This is a genomic window from Tabrizicola sp., from assembly GCF_016793705.1.
Lineage (GTDB): Bacteria > Pseudomonadota > Alphaproteobacteria > Rhodobacterales > Rhodobacteraceae > Tabrizicola.
The window spans coordinates 1-15168 of the sequence record NZ_JAEULO010000040.1 but is presented as its reverse complement, the minus strand read 5'-3'; the positions used below and the strand labels follow the sequence as shown (position 1 = coordinate 15168).

The following is a 15168-nucleotide window of genomic DNA, read 5'->3' as shown; positions in this document are numbered from 1 at the left end:
AATGTGAAGAAGGGGATTTCAGCGCAGGTTTCCACCAACCGAGTTCTGAGCCGCGGAAGGGGAATAACGCGGTCAGAACCCGTTTGGTGTTGAAACACGAAGATCAGATATTCACTCGCTCCGAATCTGAATTTATCCTCCTAATGCGCAATTAGCAACACTTATACTTTGCTTTTTTGGAAACGAACTGTTGAGGATGCCGCAAAGATACCCGTTCACGCATTCGCACCAAGTGGCGCAGCGGGTGAAACATTGGTTCGATTCGGGCATCGATCACCCGCGGCATGGCGGCCTAACCCATCCGTCATCCACGCATTCTTGGCCTGAGTCGGAGCGGCCCACGGCAAGCCGACCATGCGCCCGGGGCGGATTGTGCCCTAGCGCGAAACGTCAAGTGCTTGTGAACCCGACCGTTGATCACTTGTCCGCACGGCTGAAGGCAATCTTCGGTAAATCGGATCCCGGCTCAGTTCCTCGTGTGCTAGGTGCAGGTGCCGGGCCGGAATCTGCGGGAACAGGTGATGGACAAGGTGGTAGGAATCGTTGCGCGGGAAGAAAAGCAGGCGCACCGCAGTCGGTGCGAGTACATTGCGCGAGGCTTCGAGTTCATCCTTCGCCCCGACCAGCCCGGCATGGTCAAGGCAATCGGTCCAGAAGTTTATCGTCGGATAGATATAGAACAGGGGCAGGATGACGAAGACCAGGGCCGCAAGCGGGTTGATCAGCAGGAACGCCGCCATCAGAAGCAGGAGGGCGACCTTCAACACCTGATAGATGCGACCATCCTCGGCGGAAAGGTTGATGCCCGTGTACAGCGGCAGATGCCGCCCGATCAGCGGGACGAAGATGTGACGCAGGATCGTCCGCGGGCTGACCGGATCATGCAGCCCGAATTTCTTGATCAGGGCAAACTCGGCGTCGCGTTCATAGTCCCCGTTGTTGGCATGATGCGACAGATGGTCTTGACGATACTTCCTGAAAGACTTCATCAGCACCGCGGTGCAGAACCGTCCGATCGCCACATTGTCACGCCGCAGTTCGGCGAAGGTGGCATGGCTGCATTCATGAATGATGTTGTTGATGCCCCGCAAACGCGTTCCGATGAAGGCCGTGACAGCGACGATCCCCGCCACCGTCAGGACCGAGAGCGGCAAAGAGAGCAGATGCATCCCAAGTGCAACTGACCCGAGAATGAGGCCAAGATAGCCGAAGACGATGAACCAGGCGACCTTCCGGTCGTAACGCTTCATGCCCAGGAAGCGGCGGATGTACATTCTTCTGATGGTCTGACCCGACATGCGCCCCCCTATCGTTTCCACTGTCTTATCCGATTCATTAAACAAACCAAATAGTTTGGCCTAGATTGTTTATCCCTCAAAAACGCAACATGAGACTATCTTATGAAAGATTAGTGGTAGTCTTTGCAATACAACAGGTTCCGAAGTATGCTTCGTGCTGATGCATTAGCCTGACTAATGGAGTGCGGCGATGCTGTCACGCATAGACTATGATTCACTGACGATCCTTGCCGCTGTCATTCGCGAAGGAAGCTTCGAAGCAGCGGCAAAGTCGATGAATGTGACCCAATCGGCGGTGAGCCAGCGAATCAAGCAGCTCGAGGAAAAGGCCGGGGTCGTGCTTGTGGTACGCGGACGCCCATGCGTTCCGACCGATGCAGGTTTGCAGTTCTGCCGTCATGTCGAACAGGTAAACCTGTTGCAGCAGGAACTGGCCGAGCGGATGCGAGCGCTCGTCGGCGGCGAGGCTTCTGTCGCCGCAACGGTGCGCATCGGGGTGAACAACGACAGCCTGGCGACCTGGTTTCCGAAGGTGATACGGGTGGCGTCGCGAGAGCTTGGCATCCGCTTCGACATTCTGCCGGATGACCAGGAACATACCGAGTCCAGCCTAAGATCGGGTGACGCGCTTGCTGTCATAACCACGATGGAAACGCCGGTCCAGGGCTGCAACATCCTTTCGCTGGGGTCGATGGACTACATCGCTGTCGCCTCGCCGGACTTCCATCAGGCACAGTTTGCGACCGGCGTCTCGCTCGACACCCTGCGGAATTCCGTCTGCTTGGCGTTCAATCGCAAAGACACGATCCAGGATCAGTGGATGGCGCTCTGCTTCGGCGCAAGCATACCGCTCTCCACCCATTACGTTCCGTCGTATGAGGGCTATCTTTCCTGCTGTCTGAATGGAGCGGGTTGGGGCCTGGTTCCAAGCATCGCGGGCAATGCCTATGTCAAGCGAGGCGAACTTGTGGATCTCAGTCCGGGCAAGAAGGTCAGCATCGCGTTGCATTGGCAGGCCGGCATGCAGTCGAGCGAAATCCTCGGCAGGCTCGGCAATCTGGTTCTGGATGTCGCGCGCGAGCATCTTGCGCCTGACCGCTTCCGTCCGGACTGAACCGCGCCCCTCGGTCATTCTCGATCTTCCGACGTGATCGCGCCACAGCGGATTCATCACTGCATCGCCGTCTCGACCGATCATCGACGCATTGAAGCCACATTGGCGCGGAAGAACAGAGGACAGCGGCCGAATGGTCGAGGCCTATCGCGTGAGATGTGAGGAGTAAGCCGACATGAGCTCCGCAAGGATAAATCGCGACGAAGGACATTTCCTACGCCCCCTCGACAAGGGTCATGTGCCCGCAAGCGCGCGGAAGGCGAAGCTCGCCAACAGCGCTCTGGAGACGATCCAGCCCAATCGTCAGATGTTGCAAAGGCGCGTGCTGCGCGTCCTGGTCGAGGAGTTCGGCGGGGAGGCAACGGGTTCCGCCCTCGCCAGATGCCTTTCAGGACGCTCGGACCGAATGACGCCGACTGTCGGTTCCGGTTTGACCGAGGTGCTTCAGGTCCTTGAACGCATGGGCGCCATTGACCTGGAAACTGACGAGACCAGCGATATTGTCGTTCGAATCCTGCCACATGGGGCAGAGGCCTGCTCGCGCGCGCCGCAGGACACCAGCCCGGTTGATCTTGGCCACGGTCGGATCCGTGGCATCGGCGTGATACGCGCGCAGTAATCGCACAACGTCACGGCCCGGCGGCAGCTCATCCTTGCCGTTCCACGTGACCAGGCGCATGTCCGCCCGTCGCCGCGCGCGGTGGCACCGCCGGGTCCCCTTCCTCGCGGTCTCGCTTCAGGGCCGCCGCCCCGAGGACCATCAGCGTCACCGGCGTGGTGATCATGACGAATAGGCCGATGACGATCTCGTGCAGGATCACCCGATCCTGCAGCCAGCTGTAGCCGAGAAGCGAAGCCAGGAGGATCGCCGCCGCGCCCCAGCTGGTGCCCAGCGTGGGTGCATGGATGCGTTCATAAAAGCTTGTCAGGCGCAGCAGACCCAAGGCGCCCAGGAAAGCAAGCGTCGAGCCGACGACCAGCAGCGCCGCCACCGGAAGGGCCAGCCACAGGGGCATGGCTTCGAGCGCGGTCATTCGATCACCTCGCCGCGCAAAAGAAACTTTGCCAACGCCACGGTTCCGACAAAGCCACAGATGCCGATGACCAGGGCCGCCTCGAAGAAGAAGGGCGTGCCGAGTTTCATTCCGGTCACGATCAACAGCAGCATGGCGATGATGTAGAAGGCATCGACCGCCAGCACGCGATCCTGGGCGCGCGGCCCGATCAGGATACGTACCATCGCCAGGAAGCCTGCAAGCGCAAGCGCCCCCTGCGCATAGGTGGTGGCCCAGATCAGAACCGTGACCGTGGTCATCCGAATGCCTCCATCAACAGCGATTCATAGCGGTTCGCGATCAGATCCTGCCATGTGGCCTCATCGACCATGTCGAAAACATGCAGCAGGAGAAGTCCCGTCTGCTCGTCGTATTCCAGCCATGCCGTCCCCGGCGTCGCAGTGATGATTACCGCCAGCATTCCCAGGGCAAGCCGGTTCTTCAGCCGCAACCGGATATGAACGAATGCCGACCGGCGCTGCCTTCCGCCCCCCACCAGAAGGCGCGCAACGGCGTAGTTCGACCGCAGGACGTCCAGGAACACGATCCCGGCCAGCCGGACCAGCGGCCAGACCGCGCGGGGGCGCGGGGCCTCTGGCTCGATCCGGGCGAAGGCCCATCCCGCCACCACTGCCACCGCAGAGCCCAGCACGACATGCCCCGGCGAGAGGCGGGTGAGAAGCAGCCAGACGCCCAGAAGGCCAAGTGACAGGATCGGATGGGGCAGCAGACGCCTCATTCCGCCACCTCCGCATCCTCGGCGCGGGGCGCACCCAGCACACCTTCGGCATAGATCGCCGGGCGCAGCAGGGCATCGGTCGTGTCCACCATGTAACCCAGCGTCACCTCTGCCTTGGCGGACAGAACCACAAGAAGAGTCACGAGCAGCAGGATCGGCGCGAACTCCAGCGCCAGGATGCGTGGCGGCTCGATCGCCTCGCTGCCCCAGAAGGTACGGATGCCGATGCGCAGCGTCGCAAGCAGGGTGGCAAAGCCGGACAGGAACAGGAGCGCGATGAAACCCCAGGCCCATCCGTCGCGTCCGGTGTCCTCCAGCAGACCCTGGACCATCCCCAGCTTGCCGATGAACCCCGAGAGCGGCGGCAAGCCTGTCAAGGCGATCATCGTGACCGCAAAGGCGAGACTCAGGACTGTGACGGCGCCGGGAAAGGCGAGAACCATTTCAGGCCGGGGATCGTCGTCCGGATCGTCATAGTCGTCGGTCTCGTCATCCGTGATCAGCTCTGCCTCGCCGCCGAGACGGCGCATCGGCTCGATCAGCAGGAAGGCCGCGCTGACGGCAAGGGTGGAGCCGAGCATGTAGAACAGTGCCGCCGACAGCACTCCGGCAGGTCCGCCACCGGTAACGACGCCTGCCGCTGCGATCACCGTTCCCGAAGAGACCATCACCACGAAAGCGGCGACCCGATCCATCTCGCGCGAGGCGAGGACACCCAGCAAGCCGAAGGTGACCGTCGCCAGGCCTCCAGCCAGCAGGACCTGCGCGCCGAAGCCGGCCGACGCGCCCGCATGGACGCCGAAGATCAGGAAGGACAGTCGGACAAGGACGTAGACCCCGACCTTCGTCATGACCGCAAAGAGCGCGGCCACCGGTGGCGCCCCGGCTGCATAGGTCGAGGGCAGCCAGAAGGCCAGGGGCCATATCCCCGCCTTGACCAGGAAGGCCACCGCCATGATCCCCGCGCCGGCATGGAACAACGGGCGCTGGTCGTCATTCAGCCCGGGCACAAGTTGGACCAGATGCGCCATGTTCAGCGTGCCGGTCACACCGTAGACCAGACTGACGCCGACCAGGAACAGCAGCGAGGCCGCAAGGTTGATCGCGATGTAATGCAGCCCCGACCGAACCTTGGCCTCGCCGCCGCCATGCATCAGCAGCCCGTAGGAGGCTGCGAGCAGGACCTCGAAAAAGACGAAGAGATTGAACAGATCGCCGGTCAGGAAGGCTCCGTTCAGCCCCATCAGGAGGAACTGGAACATGGCGTGGAAATGCTGGCCTTGCCGGTGGGTGCCTGCCGCCGAGAAGATCAGGGCGGGCAGCGCCAGAAGGCCCGTCAGCACCAGCATCATCGCGGAAAGCCGGTCCACGACCAGCACGATGCCGTAGGGGGCGGACCAGTCGCCCAGGAGATAGAACCCGATGTCATTTCCGCCGGTCAGGTCGCTGCCCTTGGACCGGGCCAGAAGCTCGATCGCGGCAAGCAGCGTCGCGGCGCAGGACAAGAGCCCGATGGCCAGCTTCGCGCGCCGCTGGCGCTCGTCATAGATCAGCGTCAACGCTCCGGCGAGGAATGGAACCACGATGGGGGCGATGATCAGGTGTTCGGGCGAAACGCTCACGGCTGCTTCTCCGTCCCGTCGACATGGTCGGTGCCGGTCAACCCGCGCGAGGCGATCATCACCACCAGGAACAGCGCCGTGGTGGCAAAGCTGATGACGATGGCGGTCAGGACCAGAGCCTGCGGCAAGGGGTCGGCATAGGCGGTCGGATCGACGAAGCCGCCGCGCGGCATGATCGGCGGCACGCCGGGCATGACACGCCCCATCGAGAAGATGAACAGGTTCACCGCATAGGACATGAGGCAGAGACCGACGATGACCTGGAAGGTTCGCGGCCGCAGGATCAGCCAGACGCCCGACGCGGCAAGGACGCCGATGGCGGCGGACAGGACCAGTTCCATCAGCGTGCCTCCTCGGGCTCGGGCGCTTGAAGGCGTCGCTCTTTCAGGCGCGCGGTGCGCAATGTCTGGTGCGCGATCGACACGAGCATCAGCACCGTGGCCCCAAGGACCAGCGCAAAGACGCCGACATCGAAGATCATGACGGTTGCAGCCGGGACCTCGCCGATCAGGGGAATGGTGACATAACGGGCGTGGGCCGACAGGAAGGGATAGCCGAAGACAAGCGCGCCCAAACCCGTCAGTCCCGCAATCAGCAGGCCGAACCCCATCCAGCGCACGGGCAGAACCGTGAGCCGGGCCTCGACCCAGCGCGTGTCGTGGCCGAGATATTGCAGCAAGATGGCGATGGACAGTGTCACCCCCGCCGCGAAGCCCCCGCCCGGAAGGTCATGACCGCGGAAGAAGAAATAGGCGGCCAGAAGCACGATGACCGGGAACATCCAACGCATGATGACCGAGGGCACCAGCATGATGTCGGCCAGCGTGCGCGTGTCGCCGGTTTGGTCCGTCCGCGCCACGGGCTCGCTTTCTTCGGCGGGCCGGAACCGGCGCAGAAGGGCATAGACCGTCACCGCCACCACGGCCAGGACCGTGATCTCGCCAAGGGTGTCGAAGGCGCGGAAATCGACCAGGAGGATATTGACCACGTTGGTCCCGCCACCCTCATGATAGGCGTTGCGCAGGAACCAGTCGCCGAGGTTGGGCACCAGGGGCGCGGTCATGGCCACATAGGCGATCATCGCCAGACCACCGCCGACCACTACCGCGAGCACCAGATCTTGCGCCCGCCGCAGGCGCGCGGAAACAAGACGGTCGCCGGGGATTTCTTCGCTGCGCTTCGGCAGCCAACGCAAGCCAAGAAGCAAGAGGACGGTGGTCACGATCTCGACCAGCAGCTGCGTCACGGCGAGATCCGGGGCGGAGAGCCAGGCAAAGGTCACGCAGGTGACCGCGCCCGTGCCGCCCAATAGGACGAGTGCCGCGAAACGGTGGTACTTGGCTAGGTAGGCCGATCCCACGGCGCAGCTTGCGCCGACGACCCACATCAGGACGAAGGCCGTATCCAGCGGCGTGGCAAGCGCATCGGGCCCCTGCCGCTGCCCGCGCCACAGAACCCCGACGACAAACGCCACCACGACCAGCACCATCATCCGCAACTGCGGTTGCAGCCGCTCGGTCCCGAAAAGAACCATTGCCCGCTCAGGAAGGCGTCGGGCCAGCAGTGTCATACCCATCTCGAACAGGCGGATCGCCCGGACCCGGTGGATCAGCGGCGGCCCTTCAGGTCCGGCCGAGATGTGCCGACCGAAGATCGCGAAAAGCGCTGTGCCGCCCACCAGCGCCGCAAGGCTCATGAGCAGGGGCGTCGTGACGCCATGCCAGATCGCGATGTCGGTATAGGGCAGGTCCGCCCCCAGCACCGACTGTGCAGCCAGGTTCATCGTCGGACCGAGCGTCAGCCCCGGCAGGATGCCGACCAGCAGGCAGACCAGGACCAGCAGCTCCACCGGGCGCCGCATCCAGGCGGGCGGCTCGTGCGGGGTCCGCGGCAGGTCCACCGGCTCGGGTCCGAAGAAGACGGTCACGATAAAGCGCAGCGAATAGGCCACGGCGAAGACGCCCGCCAGAGTCGCGATCCAGGCCAGGGAATCGTCCAGCCAGCTTCCGTTGTGCCAATCCGCAGCCTCGGCGAAGAACATCTCCTTCGACAGGAACCCGTTCAGAAGCGGCACCCCCGCCATCGACGCCGAGGCGACGATCGCCAGGATGCCGGTGAAGGGCATATAGCGCATCAGGCCGCTCAGTCGGCGCATGTCGCGGGTTCCAGCCTCGTGGTCGATAATCCCGGCGGCCATGAAGAGCGACGCCTTGAACACCGCGTGGTTCGCGATGTGGAAGATCGCAGCCAGGATCGCACCGGGACTGCCGATCCCCGCCAGCGCCGTGATCAGGCCCAGATGGCTTACCGTGGAATAGGCGAGCAGACCCTTCAGATCGTGCCGGAAGAGCGCGAGGATCGAGGCAAAGAGCAGCGTTGCCATCCCGATTCCGGTGACGAGGAAGAACCAGAGCTGCGTCTCGCCCAGAACCGGAAAGAAGCGTACCAACAGGAAGACCCCGGCCTTTACCAGCGTCGCGGAATGCAGGAAGGCCGACACCGGCGTGGGCGCGGCCATCGCACCGGGCAGCCAGAAATGGAAGGGCATCTGTGCCGATTTGGTGAAGCATCCCAGCAGGAACAGGACCAGGATCAGCGGATAGGCAGGGTCGGACCGCACCAGGTCGCCTGCCTCCAGCACGACATCCAGATCGTAGCTGCCCGCGATCCGACCGATCATCAGCATCGCCAACATGAGGCACAACCCGCCCGCACCGGTCACGACCAAGGCCGTCCGCGCCCCGTCCCGGGCGTTCTGGCTTTGATGCCAGTAGCCGACCAGCAGGAAGGAAAAGAGCGAGGTCAGTTCCCAGAACACGACCAGCATCAGGATATTGCCGGACATGAGCATGCCCACCATCGCGCCCGCGAAGGCCATGAGGAAAGCGTAGAAACGCGGCACCGGGTCCGATTTCGTCAGGTAGTACCGGGCATAGATCAGCACCAGCAGTCCGATTCCGAAGACCAGCGACACCATCAGCCAGACGAGGGCATCCATCCTGAAGGTGATCGACAGTCCCAGTGAGGGCACCCAGTCCCACCCGGCTCGCAGCACCGCTCCCCCGCCGATCTGCCCATGCAATGTCGCAAGGATGCCGACCCCGGCCACCACAAAGCCCCCACAGACCCAGGCTGCCGCCGCATGCGCCTGCGTCGATAGGGTCGCCATCGCCACAGCGGCCACGAAGGGCAAGGCGACAAGGAGGATCAGCAGATTTTCTTCAAGCATGCCGCCCCATATACTCCAGCCTGCTCTGTCGTTTCGGGAAACTTCCGGTCCAGGGTGGCGGAAGCATTTGCCGCCTGCGCAATCTTCGAAAAGCTCACTCGTATCAGTGCAGTGTCAAATGGACCGATTTCAAGTCACTTTGGCCACTTCTTCAAGTCGAACTAGCGGAAGGTGCCGGCTCGAGTCTTGCGCACGCTGCTTCGAAAAGTGCTTCAGTCGCGGAGGTCCAGTGCCCCCATGCGCACCAGATGGCCGATGATCTCCCCGATGCCCCGCCCGTGCCGCAACTGCGCCAGGACATAGGGGCGCGGGCCGCGGGCCACCCTGGTGTCCTGTTCCAGGAGCGCAAGGTCGACGCCCACATGGGGCGCGAGGTCGGTCTTGTTCACCACCAAAAGGTCGGAGCGCACCAGCCCCGGCCCCTTCTTGCGCGGAATGTCCTGTCCGGCAGCGGTGTCGATGACATAGATTGTCAGGTCCGCCAGTTCCGGGCTGAAGGTCGCCGCCAGGTTGTCGCCGCCGCTTTCGATCAGGATCAGGTCCAGTCCGGGATGCGCGCGGGTCAGGTCGGCCACCGCGGCCAGGTTGACGCTGGCGTCTTCGCGGATGGCGGTATGGGGGCAGCCCCCGGTTTCCACGCCCCGGATGCGGTCCAAGGGCAGCACCTGCGCCCGCATCAGGTACTCGGCATCCTCACGGGTATAGATGTCGTTGGTGATGACGGCCATCGAGAGCCGCGGCGCCAGGGCGCGGGCCAGCTGTTCGGTCAGCGTGGTCTTGCCCGCGCCGACCGGGCCGCCGATGCCCACACGCAGGGGTCCGTTCGGGGATGTCATGTGCGGAATATCCTCGTCTCCATCGTCTCGTGCGCCATGGCCGCGAGGTCCGCGCCGGGGGTGAACGACCAGAGATCCTCTTCCCCCGCCCGTGCCGCGGCCCCGGCCACCTCTGCGATCACCGGTGCCAGATCCGCCAGCACCTGCTGTCCCGCCGACTGCCCCAGCGGCAGGAAGCGCACCGCGACCGAGACAAGCTGCGCTGCCACGCCCTGCAGGAACAGCGCCAGCACCTCGGGGTCCGCCAGGGGCATGTCGCGCGTGGCCTGCCCGACGGCCAACGGATAGGGCAGCGCGACAGGATCCGGCGCGGTCATGGCCTGGAACGCCCGCCCCAGTTCCGCCGTCTCCAGCGCCCGTTCGGCCGAGGAGAGCGTCGCCTCGAACAGCCCGCCCAGAGCCTCGAGGTCTGCCCCCGGTCGCCGCGCCAACGCGACGAAGGCCGCGTCCATGCGCGCCGAGCCCTGCCGCAGGACCGCCGCGATCCAGTCGGCCAGGGTTGCCGCATCCCTGATCGGGCCCTCCGCGATCGCCCATTCCAGCCCCTGCGAATGGGCAAAGGCGCCGATGGGAAAGGCCGGAGACAGAAGTTGTGCCAGCCGCAGCCGGGCGGCGAGACGGTCGCTAGCCATGCGGAAAGCCGTGCGGGCCGTGGTCATGCCCCAGCGTGCGGCCATGCCCATAGGCGCCGCCTTCCGGTCGGAACGGCGCGAGAACGCGGGTCAGCCGCGCACCCAGCTGGACCAGCATCGCCTCAAGCACATGGTCCTGCCGGATCACCAGATGATCCGCCTCCACCTGGCAGGGCGTGTGCCGGTTGCCGATATGCCATGCCAGCCGCGCCAGGTTCGGTCCCTGCACCTGCACCACGGGCTCTTCGGCGGCGACCACCTCGATGCGGCGGCCGTCGTCGGTTTCCAGCGCGTCCCCCGCCGCAAGGCTGGTGGTGGCCGCAAGGTCCAGCATCACGCCCGCGCCCCCCTCGCAGGTCAGGCGCTTGCGGCGCAGGAACCGCTCGTCATAGCTCAGGACAACCCGCGCGGCGGCGGGACCGGACCAGGTGCCGGCAGGCAGGACCTTGCGGGCGGGAAGCGGGAAATCCATCCGGACCTCAGAACAGGAAATACCGCTGCGCCAGCGGCAGTTCGGTCGCGGGAGCGCAGGTCAGCAGTTCGCCATCCGCCCGCACCTCGTAGGTTTCCGGATGCACCTCGATCTCCGGCATGGCGGCGTTCAGCACCATGTCGGCCTTGCCGATGCCGCGCGTGCCCCTCACGGCAACCGTCTCCTTCGCCAGTCCCAGTGCGCGCCGCAGCCCTTCGGCCTCTGCCGCCTGCGACACGAACAGCACCGGCCCGCGCTCGGCAGACCTCCCGAAGGCCCCGAACATCTGCCGCGAATAAACCGGCTGAGGCGTCGGGATCGAGGCGTTGGTGTCGCCCATCTGCGCCATGGCGATGCTGCCGCCCACCAGCACCATCTCGGGCTTGGCGCCGAAGAAGGCGGGGGACCAGATCACCAGATCGGCCCGTTTGCCCACCGTGACGCTGCCGATCTCATGCGCCATCCCCTGCGCGATGGCCGGGTTGATCGTGTATTTCGCCACATACCGCCGGGCACGGATGTTGTCGTTGTCGCCCGTCTCCTCGGCCAGCCGTCCGCGTTGCAGCTTCATCTTGTGCGCCGTCTGCCAGGTGCGGGTGATGACCTCGCCCGCCCGCCCCATCGCCTGGCTGTCCGAGGACAGGATCGAGAACGCCCCCATGTCGTGCAGGATATCCTCGGCCGCGATGGTTTCCCGCCGGATCCGGCTTTCGGCGAAGGACACGTCCTCAGGCACCCGGCGGTCCAGGTGGTGGCAGACCATCAGCATGTCGAGATGCTCTTCGATGGTGTTCCGCGTGTAGGGCATCGTCGGGTTGGTGGAGCTGGGGATCACGTTCGGCGCGCCGACCACCTTGATGATGTCGGGCGCATGGCCGCCGCCCGCGCCTTCGGTGTGGAAGGCGTGGATCGTGCGGCCCTTGATTGCCGCCAGCGTATTTTCGACAAACCCGCTTTCGTTCAGCGTGTCGGTGTGGATCATCACCTGCACATCCATGTCGTCGGCCACCGAGAGGCAGCAGTCGATGGCGGCGGGGGTGGTCCCCCAGTCCTCGTGCAGCTTCAGCGCGCAAGCCCCGCCCTTGACCATTTCCACCAGGGCCTCGGGATGGCTGGCGTTGCCCTTGCCCGAAAGCCCAAAGTTGATCGGGAAGGCGTCCAGCGCCTGCAGCATCCGCCCCAGATGCCAGGGGCCCGGGGTGCAGGTGGTGGCCAGCGTGCCATGCGCCGGTCCGGTGCCGCCGCCCAGCATGGTGGTGATGCCGGAATGCAGCGCATCCTCGATCTGCCCCGGCGCGATGAAGTGGATATGGGCGTCCATGCCGCCCGCGGTGACGATGCGCCCTTCGCCCGCGATGATCTCGGTCCCCGGCCCGATGACGATGGTCACGCCGGGCTGGATGTCCGGGTTCCCGGCCTTGCCGATTCCCGCGATGCGGCCGTCGCGCAGGCCGATGTCGGCCTTGAACACGCCCGAATGATCCAGCACCAGCGCATTGGTGATCACCGTGTCCATCGCACCCCCGGCGCGGGAGACCTGGCTTTGCCCCATCCCGTCGCGGATCACCTTGCCGCCGCCAAACTTCACCTCCTCGCCATGGGTGGTGAAATCATGTTCCACCTCGATCACCAGGTCGGTGTCGCCCAGGCGGACCCTGTCGCCCGTGGTGGGGCCGAACATCAGCGCATAATCGGCGCGGGCCATGCGGAAGGGCATGTCAGAGATCCCCCATCACCAGGCCGTTGAAGCCGAACACCCTGCGCGCACCGGCAAACGGCACCAGCCGCACCTCGCGCCTCTGCCCCGGCTCAAATCGCACCGCCGTCCCGGCGGGGATGTCCAGCCGCTGCCCGTGCGCGGCGGCGCGGTCGAAGGAAAGGCCGGGGTTGGTCTCGGCGAAGTGGTAGTGGCTGCCCACCTGCACCGGCCGGTCGCCGGTGTTGGCGACCATGAGCACTGTGACCGGCCGACCTTCGTTGAGACTGATGTCGCCCTCGGCGGGAAAGATCTCTCCGGGGATCATCGTCAAACCACGGCCAGGGCAAGGCCCGCGACGGCTGCTCCCGCACCCAAGCCTCGCAGCGCGATGGCGGGCAAGAGCCGACCCAGCGCAATCCCCGCCAGATGCAGCAGCGTCGTTGCAGCGACAAAGCCCGCCGCATAAAGCGCCAGCCCGGTCGCCGGACCTTCCGTGCCATGCGCCCAGCCATGCGCCGCGCCAAATCCCGCCACCATGGCGGCCAGCACAGGCAGCGGCAACGGACAGGCCAGCGCCACCAGCACGCCCAGGATCAGGGTCGAGGCCAGGATCATCGGCTCTACTGCTGGAAACGGCAGGCCCGCCGCACCAAGCAGGCCGCCCAGCAGCATCGCCACCACGAAAGCGCCCGGCAGGACCCACATCGCCCGCCCCGCCGACTGCGCCGCCAGCAGGCCGACCGCCAGCATCGCCAGCACATGATCGGCCCCGCCCAGCGGGTGCAGCACGCCCGCCAGCAATGTGCCGCTTTCATGCAGCCCGTGCGCCATCGCGGGAAACGGACAGACGATCAGGGCGGTGGCGAGTATGCGTTTCATGGCAGAGCTCTCTCAGCGGATGGGGTGGTGAACGGTGACAAGCTTGGTGCCATCGGGGAAGGTCGCCTCGACCTGGACCGCGTGGATCATCTCGGGCACGCCTGCCATGCATTGCGCGGCGGAAACCACCGTTGCGCCCGCCTGCATCAGGTCGGCCACCGAACGGCCGTCGCGGGCGCCTTCCACCACGTAGTCGCTGATCAGCGCCACCGCCTCGGGGTGGTTCAGCTTCACGCCGCGCGCCAGGCGGGCGCGGGCCACCATGGCGGCCAGGCTGACCAGCAGCTTTTCCTTCTCGCGCGGGGTCAGGTTCATGATGCGGTTCCCTGCATCTGCCAGGACCGGGGCAGCGGGCATCCGGTCAGCCGGGGGATCACGCGTCCCAGCCATTGCTTCAGGGGCCAGCCATCGACAGCCAGTGCCCGGGCGAGGCAGCGACCGTTCCAGCCGGTGACGGCGGATTGGACGCCCTCCGGCACCGGGACGGAACGCAGGCCCGCCACCGCCGCCTCGGCACCCGCGCCGCAGAGGGCGACCACGGCGAAGGCGGCGTTCGGACCAAGGATCGCGGCACTGTCCCCCGCCAGCGTGGCGGCGTCCAGCCGCTGCGCCTCGACCCACAAGGGGCGGCTGCCGAGGGTGACACGGCGGCGGTCGAAGAGGCGGGCGCGGCGCGGCGCCTCGCCCATGGCGCGGCGGCCTAGGACCACGCTTTCCGCCATCACGAGCCTTGCGCCGGGGGACAGGTCCACCGTGGTCAGCCGCTCGAGGTGGCTGTCCTCGAACAGGATGGTTTCCTGCGGCAGCCAGAACAGCTGGGCGCCGGCGCCGACCGCCGCCGTCACCGTGACCCGCGCCGCACCGCTGCGGGCCTTATAGGCGCGCTCGGCCGTCTGCGTGGTGCCGGTGACACTGGTCCCGGCGCCCAGCGTCACCGCATAGGCAAGCCGGTCGCCCGAGGTCAGGCCGCCCGACGTGTTGAGGAACACCGCCTCGGGCGGGCCGGAAAGCTGTGGCAGGAATACCTTGGCCGAGCCTTCCTGCGCGAGATCGGCCAGCGCGGCGCGACCGTTCCGCAGCGCGAAGCCGACGCGGGCCGCGCCGCGCGAGCGTTCCAGTACGGGAAGGGGCTCTTGAATCATGGGTTCGAACCTGAACCGCACCGGCGGCTGGCTTAACCCTTTCCGGATCCGGTGGGAGCAGAACCTGCTGCGCCAGTCGATGTCCGCGCGATTGCTGCGCGCGATGCCCGAAAACTGGGCAGATGGCGAAGACGAAAAGCGGTGGCCGGGCGGGCTCCTGCTCCGGTCTTTCCTTTCGCCGTCGCGCCTTTGCTCCGCCCCGGAGACCGGGACCGAGCGAGACCGGGCCGTGTCGTTGTGAGCCGGGGGCAATCCGCACCCACACAGGGTGCGGGGGGTGGAGGCCCGGATCGCGTCCGGGGCGGAGTTCTCACCCTGGTGGCAGGATGAGGATTGCGCGGAAGTCGTTGACGTTGGTGAGGGTGGGGCCGGTGACGACCTGCGCGGCCGCGCGGGCGAAGAAGCCGTGGGCGTCGTTGCGGGCCAGCGCCTCGGCGGCGCCGGGGGTGGC

At 65.6% G+C, this 15168-nt stretch carries 19 protein-coding genes; 3 read left to right on the top strand and 16 right to left on the bottom strand.

Annotated features, from left to right (window positions below; translation table 11 throughout):
• Positions 1–377: 377 nt before the first annotated feature.
• Complete coding sequence (locus tag JNJ68_RS09860) at positions 378–1298, bottom strand: fatty acid desaturase (protein WP_294981967.1); 921 nt, start codon at positions 1296–1298, stop codon at positions 378–380.
• Between the two features lie 190 nt (positions 1299–1488).
• Between JNJ68_RS09860 and JNJ68_RS09855 the strand changes: the two genes are divergently transcribed.
• Both JNJ68_RS09855 and JNJ68_RS09850 read left to right on the top strand, forming a co-directional pair.
• Positions 1489–2412, top strand: coding sequence for a LysR family transcriptional regulator ArgP (locus tag JNJ68_RS09855; RefSeq protein WP_294981965.1), 924 nt, complete (start codon positions 1489–1491; stop codon positions 2410–2412).
• A 175-nt stretch (positions 2413–2587) separates the two neighbouring features.
• Positions 2588–3031 carry a hypothetical protein gene (locus JNJ68_RS09850; protein ID WP_294981963.1) on the top strand — a complete coding sequence of 148 codons (444 nt, stop codon included), beginning with the start codon at positions 2588–2590 and terminating at the stop codon, positions 3029–3031.
• Between the two features lie 28 nt (positions 3032–3059).
• Here the strand turns inward: JNJ68_RS09850 and mnhG are convergent, their stop codons facing one another.
• The 14 genes from mnhG to JNJ68_RS09780 all read right to left on the bottom strand — a co-directional run bounded on the left by mnhG (position 3060) and on the right by JNJ68_RS09780 (position 14717).
• The gene (mnhG, locus tag JNJ68_RS09845) at positions 3060–3446 is read right to left on the bottom strand and encodes a monovalent cation/H(+) antiporter subunit G (protein ID WP_294981961.1); all 387 of its coding nucleotides are present in this window, start codon (positions 3444–3446) and stop codon (positions 3060–3062) included.
• Positions 3443–3727, bottom strand: coding sequence for a K+/H+ antiporter subunit F (locus JNJ68_RS09840; protein ID WP_294981960.1), 285 nt, complete (start codon positions 3725–3727; stop codon positions 3443–3445). The genes mnhG and JNJ68_RS09840 overlap by 4 nt, the downstream gene beginning before the upstream one ends.
• Positions 3724–4206: a Na+/H+ antiporter subunit E gene (locus JNJ68_RS09835; RefSeq protein ID WP_294981958.1), complete on the bottom strand. Its 483-nt coding sequence runs from the start codon at positions 4204–4206 to the stop codon at positions 3724–3726. The genes JNJ68_RS09840 and JNJ68_RS09835 overlap by 4 nt, the downstream gene beginning before the upstream one ends.
• Positions 4203–5828 (bottom strand): monovalent cation/H+ antiporter subunit D, encoded by a 1626-nt coding sequence (locus JNJ68_RS09830; RefSeq protein WP_294981956.1) that lies wholly within the window; start codon positions 5826–5828, stop codon positions 4203–4205. The genes JNJ68_RS09835 and JNJ68_RS09830 overlap by 4 nt, the downstream gene beginning before the upstream one ends.
• Positions 5825–6169, bottom strand: a complete 345-nt coding sequence (locus JNJ68_RS09825) for a Na+/H+ antiporter subunit C (protein ID WP_294981954.1) — start codon at positions 6167–6169, stop codon at positions 5825–5827. Before JNJ68_RS09825 ends, JNJ68_RS09830 begins: the two co-directional genes overlap by 4 nt.
• On the bottom strand, positions 6169–9057 hold the full coding sequence (locus JNJ68_RS09820; RefSeq protein ID WP_294981952.1) for a monovalent cation/H+ antiporter subunit A: 2889 nt from the start codon (positions 9055–9057) through the stop codon (positions 6169–6171). The genes JNJ68_RS09825 and JNJ68_RS09820 overlap by 1 nt, the downstream gene beginning before the upstream one ends.
• 212 nt (positions 9058–9269) lie before the next feature.
• A complete protein-coding gene (gene ureG / locus JNJ68_RS09815; RefSeq protein ID WP_294981950.1) occupies positions 9270–9893 on the bottom strand; it encodes an urease accessory protein UreG in 624 nt (207 codons plus the stop codon).
• Entirely contained in the window at positions 9890–10552 is a 663-nt protein-coding gene (locus tag JNJ68_RS09810) for an urease accessory UreF family protein (RefSeq protein WP_294981948.1), read from the bottom strand. Before JNJ68_RS09810 ends, ureG begins: the two co-directional genes overlap by 4 nt.
• The gene (gene ureE / locus JNJ68_RS09805; RefSeq protein WP_294981946.1) at positions 10518–10997 is read right to left on the bottom strand and encodes an urease accessory protein UreE; all 480 of its coding nucleotides are present in this window, start codon (positions 10995–10997) and stop codon (positions 10518–10520) included. The genes JNJ68_RS09810 and ureE overlap by 35 nt, the downstream gene beginning before the upstream one ends.
• 7 nt (positions 10998–11004) lie before the next feature.
• Positions 11005–12714, bottom strand: a complete 1710-nt coding sequence (gene ureC / locus JNJ68_RS09800; RefSeq protein ID WP_294981944.1) for an urease subunit alpha — start codon at positions 12712–12714, stop codon at positions 11005–11007.
• Between the two features lies 1 nt (position 12715).
• Entirely contained in the window at positions 12716–13021 is a 306-nt protein-coding gene (locus tag JNJ68_RS09795) for an urease subunit beta (RefSeq protein ID WP_294981942.1), read from the bottom strand.
• Positions 13022–13023: 2 nt separating this feature from the next.
• Positions 13024–13575, bottom strand: a complete 552-nt coding sequence (locus JNJ68_RS09790; protein ID WP_294981940.1) for a HupE/UreJ family protein — start codon at positions 13573–13575, stop codon at positions 13024–13026.
• Between the two features lie 12 nt (positions 13576–13587).
• Positions 13588–13890, bottom strand: a complete 303-nt coding sequence (locus tag JNJ68_RS09785) for an urease subunit gamma (RefSeq protein WP_294981938.1) — start codon at positions 13888–13890, stop codon at positions 13588–13590.
• A complete protein-coding gene (locus JNJ68_RS09780; RefSeq protein WP_294981936.1) occupies positions 13887–14717 on the bottom strand; it encodes an urease accessory protein UreD in 831 nt (276 codons plus the stop codon). The genes JNJ68_RS09785 and JNJ68_RS09780 overlap by 4 nt, the downstream gene beginning before the upstream one ends.
• Between JNJ68_RS09780 and JNJ68_RS09775 the strand changes: the two genes are divergently transcribed.
• Complete coding sequence (locus JNJ68_RS09775) at positions 14716–14958, top strand: hypothetical protein (protein ID WP_294981934.1); 243 nt, start codon at positions 14716–14718, stop codon at positions 14956–14958. The genes JNJ68_RS09780 and JNJ68_RS09775 overlap by 2 nt on opposite strands.
• A 69-nt stretch (positions 14959–15027) precedes the next feature.
• Here JNJ68_RS09775 and JNJ68_RS09770 read toward each other — a convergent pair.
• On the bottom strand, positions 15028–15168 hold a 141-nt coding region (locus tag JNJ68_RS09770; RefSeq protein ID WP_294977794.1), incomplete at its 5' end, for an MOFRL family protein.

Excerpts from the sequence above, each read along its gene's own strand:
- JNJ68_RS09850 (WP_294981963.1), top strand. The coding sequence starts at position 2,588 with ATGAGCTCCGCAAGGATAAATCGCGACGAAGGACATTTCCTACGCCCC.
- ureE (WP_294981946.1), bottom strand. The coding sequence starts at position 10,997 with ATGGATTTCCCGCTTCCCGCCCGCAAGGTCCTGCCTGCCGGCACCTGG.
- JNJ68_RS09785 (WP_294981938.1), bottom strand. The coding sequence starts at position 13,890 with ATGAACCTGACCCCGCGCGAGAAGGAAAAGCTGCTGGTCAGCCTGGCC.
- JNJ68_RS09795 (WP_294981942.1), bottom strand. The coding sequence starts at position 13,021 with ATGATCCCCGGAGAGATCTTTCCCGCCGAGGGCGACATCAGTCTCAAC.
- JNJ68_RS09860 (WP_294981967.1), bottom strand. The coding sequence starts at position 1,298 with ATGTCGGGTCAGACCATCAGAAGAATGTACATCCGCCGCTTCCTGGGC.
- JNJ68_RS09780 (WP_294981936.1), bottom strand. The coding sequence starts at position 14,717 with ATGATTCAAGAGCCCCTTCCCGTACTGGAACGCTCGCGCGGCGCGGCC.
- ureG (WP_294981950.1), bottom strand. The coding sequence starts at position 9,893 with ATGACATCCCCGAACGGACCCCTGCGTGTGGGCATCGGCGGCCCGGTC.
- JNJ68_RS09790 (WP_294981940.1), bottom strand. The coding sequence starts at position 13,575 with ATGAAACGCATACTCGCCACCGCCCTGATCGTCTGTCCGTTTCCCGCG.
- ureC (WP_294981944.1), bottom strand. The coding sequence starts at position 12,714 with ATGCCCTTCCGCATGGCCCGCGCCGATTATGCGCTGATGTTCGGCCCC.
- mnhG (WP_294981961.1), bottom strand. The coding sequence starts at position 3,446 with ATGACCGCGCTCGAAGCCATGCCCCTGTGGCTGGCCCTTCCGGTGGCG.
- JNJ68_RS09840 (WP_294981960.1), bottom strand. The coding sequence starts at position 3,727 with ATGACCACGGTCACGGTTCTGATCTGGGCCACCACCTATGCGCAGGGG.
- JNJ68_RS09810 (WP_294981948.1), bottom strand. The coding sequence starts at position 10,552 with ATGACCACGGCCCGCACGGCTTTCCGCATGGCTAGCGACCGTCTCGCC.
- JNJ68_RS09820 (WP_294981952.1), bottom strand. The coding sequence starts at position 9,057 with ATGCTTGAAGAAAATCTGCTGATCCTCCTTGTCGCCTTGCCCTTCGTG.
- JNJ68_RS09835 (WP_294981958.1), bottom strand. The coding sequence starts at position 4,206 with ATGAGGCGTCTGCTGCCCCATCCGATCCTGTCACTTGGCCTTCTGGGC.
- JNJ68_RS09775 (WP_294981934.1), top strand. The coding sequence starts at position 14,716 with ATGGGTTCGAACCTGAACCGCACCGGCGGCTGGCTTAACCCTTTCCGG.
- JNJ68_RS09855 (WP_294981965.1), top strand. The coding sequence starts at position 1,489 with ATGCTGTCACGCATAGACTATGATTCACTGACGATCCTTGCCGCTGTC.
- JNJ68_RS09825 (WP_294981954.1), bottom strand. The coding sequence starts at position 6,169 with ATGGAACTGGTCCTGTCCGCCGCCATCGGCGTCCTTGCCGCGTCGGGC.